Source organism: Caballeronia sp. (assembly GCF_028292365.1).
GTDB lineage: Bacteria > Pseudomonadota > Gammaproteobacteria > Burkholderiales > Burkholderiaceae > Caballeronia.
Genome location: NZ_JAQGMM010000654.1, coordinates 1 through 3,318, shown reverse-complemented (window position 1 = coordinate 3,318; position 3,318 = coordinate 1). Strand labels below are relative to the sequence as shown.

Here is a 3,318-nt window from a genome sequence, read left to right as displayed (position 1 = left end):
CCGCCGGCAAATACATCGCGGCCGACCGGGCTGATCGGGTCGAGCGGCTGCACAGCCGGATCGTCACGGTCAGCGTGGGGATACGCGCGGGCGCGGCTGGCATCGGCGCGAACGGGGTCGAGCGGATCGGCCGGCGGATTCACCGGTGCACGTCCCGGCACGGCACTGCCCGAGCCGAGGCCGAGTTCGTCGAGCAGCGAGTGATCGCGATCGTCGGCTTCAGCGGCTGCCGGATTTGCCGTGCGTGAGTGATTCAGCGTGCCCCAACTGGCGGCGCGTTCGTCTATATCGATTGCGCCTTGTTCAGCCAGCGTCAGGCGCGCAACGTCTGCGCGCTCCTCGGTTGCTGTATCGACAGCCACCAGCACCGCCCCGCGCCGCACGGCTTCAGAGTAATGCGCGACTTCGGGCGGTTGATCGCGGCCGCCGAACAGCATCGAAAAGAAGCGTTCAATATTCGCCAGAACGCCGCCGGTTTCGGGCGGCTGGCCGAGGCCGGGCGCCAGCGCCGGGTCATCGGGGGAGGAAGGTTCGGGCGCGGCCTGGAGTTCGATGTCGGAACGTGCAAAACCCGACGCGACAAGTGCGCTGCGCGCCACTTCGGCCTGGTCGTAGGTATCGAAGATACCAATAACTGTGTGTCGCATGGCTGCCTCCTGGGTGGCCTGGATTGAGTTGCGACGTGTCAGAGAGATTCGCCGCACTTCCACCTGAACCTCGCAACTCGCGTGCCGGGTCGCGGGCGCGCGCGCCGCGATGCGCTCCACAGCCGAAGGCAACCCCGCCGCATGCCGGCCGGCGAGCGGATATTTTTACAAACGACGTGGAAAAAGGCGCGCGGTTCAGTGCTGCGCTTCGCCGTGTTCGCGTTTGTCGGCGCGTGCGCTCAGGTTTTCGCGGATGGCTTGAAGAAGCGAATCGAGCAGGGCGATATCGAACGGTTTGGACAATACGCGCGCGTCGACCTGACGTGCCCTGTCCAGTTCTTCGGCATACCCCGTCACCAGGATCACCGGCACACGCGGCGTCCAGCTTTGCAGGATCTCGGCCAGGTCGATGCCGTTCAGTTTGCCCGGCATGTGGATATCGGAGAGCACGACGTCGAACGGCAGCAAACCGCCATTGGCGACGTCGCGACGGGCCGCCTCCAGCATGGCGATCGCGCCGTCCGCGTTGAAGATATGCGTGACGTCGTGATTCATCATCGATAACAACGCCTCGGTGCCTGCCGCCACTTCTTCGTTATCTTCCACCAGCAGCACGCGCAGGCCGTGCGATTCACTTGCCGCAGCGGTGTCATGCTGTGCATCGGGCGATTCCGCCACGGTTGCACTCGCGCGCGGCAGATAGAGTCGCACCGAGGTGCCTGCACCGACCGCGCTATCGATGGTCGCCACGCCGCCCGCGCGCTCGCAGAACGCGAACACTTGCGGCAGGCCCAGCCCGGTACCCATGCCTTTGGACTTGGTGGTGAACAACGGTTCGAACGCGCGGCCGAGGACCTCCGGACCCATGCCCGCGCCCGTGTCCTCCAGCGTCAACTGCACGAATTCGCCGATGATCGGAAACCCGTCCTCGTGGCGAAAGCGCACGTTGTCAGCGCGGACCGAGAAGGTGCCGCCGCTCGGCATGGCGTCGCGGGCGTTCACGGCCACGTTGATCAGCGCAAGCTCGAGTTCGGCTGCATCGACGCGAACCGGCCACACGTCATTACTCGTTTCCAGATTCAGCGCGACTTTTGCGCCCAGCGACGCCTTCAGCAGTTCGCGGCAGGCCGGCAGCCACTTGCCGATCGCGATGGTCTCATTGCGCAGCGGCTGCTTGCGCGCGACGCCCAGCAACTGGCGCGTGAGCGACTGGCCGCTTTTGAGCGCACGTTCCATGGCCGACAACTCGCGATCCAGTCCGGTGGCGCCGCGTCGCCGGACGATCTGGACGTTGGTCGAGAGGATCATCAGCAGGTTGTTGAAGTCATGCGCGACGCTGCCCACCAGATTGCCCAGCGCTTCCATCTTGCGTGCCTGCCGGTAAGCCGATTCGATCGACCGGCGCATGGACGCTTCCGCCTGCCAGCGCTCCCAGGCTTCTTCTTCGTGGGCGAGGCGGCGCAGCGACGACCAGATCACGCCCCACAACACCACGCACGGCGCAAACAAGGACAGCATCAGCACGCTGACACGCCGATACCACGCGGCCCAGATGGTTGCGACGGGATATCCGCTGGATACATACACCGGATAATTCCCCACCTTCCGGAACGCCACGATCTTCATTTCATTGTCGAGTCCTGAGCGCATTCGCACTACGCCGTTGTGCTGTTCCCTGGCATACGCCTCGCGCAACGGCGAGCTGGCGGCAAGGTCCATGCGGTTGGGCGGCCTGGCCGGATACCAGGCGAGCACGGCGCCGTCTGCGCGTGTGAGGCCAAGCGATACGGTGGAGTGTTCGCCCAGCAACTCGCGATAGAACGCGCCAAAGTAACCGGGACGCAGCGCAATGGTCACAATGCCGGCGAAGCGGCCATCCGAGTTCTTGCGCGGCACGGCCGTGTTGAACACGGTTTCTCCCGCCACCTTGCCGAGCATCACGCGCGAGACGTTTTCGAACATCTTGTTGTCGCGGATGCCGACGAAGTCGTCGCGGGTTGCAATCGATACATCCGGCGCGGGGTAAATGCGGCTCGTGGCAATCAGGCGTCCATCGGCGCCAATAATGCTCACCGACGCCACTTGCGGATAACCGCCGCCCATTGCCGCGAGCTTGTTGTGAATGTCGAGTTCTTCGCCGCGCAAGGTGTCGTCGTCCACGCCGTGGATCAGGTCGATCACGCGGGCGTTGAGCGTCTCGTTCATGTCGAAGACTTTCAGCGCGTGTTCTTCGGCCACGTGCGCGTTGCGATCGACCACCTCGGCAGCATCGGCTTCGCGCGATTTCAAGTCGCTCCACGACATGGCCGCGACATACAGGCAGGGCAGGACAATGGCGGCGATCAGCAGGACCCGGAGGGTCATGCGCTGGGCGGCGAAGTTACGCTCCGGCACCACGGGAAACGGCGGCTCGTCCTGCCAATGGTCAGCGCCCGGTTCCTCGCGTTGCGGCGTCATGATGACTCGTCGTCCCGATGTGAATGGCTGAGCGTGGCATCTTTATGCAACCATGAAGGCAGCGAACGCGGCACGCGGTATTTCGCGCATTTTAGCCGCTTGTTGGTTTGCCGCCAGCGCTCGGGAAAGAGACCGCGTGCATAAATCGTGCCTTTATCGTCTATTCAATCGATGAATCGATATTCTGCCAAACCGACCGCATCGACGTTTAAAA

General features: G+C 63.8%; 1 protein-coding gene and 1 pseudogene. Both read right to left on the bottom strand.

Annotation, left to right across the window (positions count from 1 at the left end; genetic code table 11):
* Nucleotides 1–647 (bottom strand): annotated as a pseudogene (locus tag JWR14_RS37750) (hypothetical protein); the annotation flags it as partial.
* Nucleotides 648–842: 195 nt separating this feature from the next.
* On the bottom strand, nucleotides 843–3,104 hold the full coding sequence (locus tag JWR14_RS37745; protein ID WP_299719811.1) for a hybrid sensor histidine kinase/response regulator: 2,262 nt from the start codon (nucleotides 3,102–3,104) through the stop codon (nucleotides 843–845).
* Nucleotides 3,105–3,318: the final 214 nt, after the last annotated feature.

Coding starts and splice junctions, on each gene's coding strand:
- JWR14_RS37745 (WP_299719811.1), bottom strand. CDS start 3,104: ATGACGCCGCAACGCGAGGAACCGGGCGCTGACCATTGGCAGGACGAG.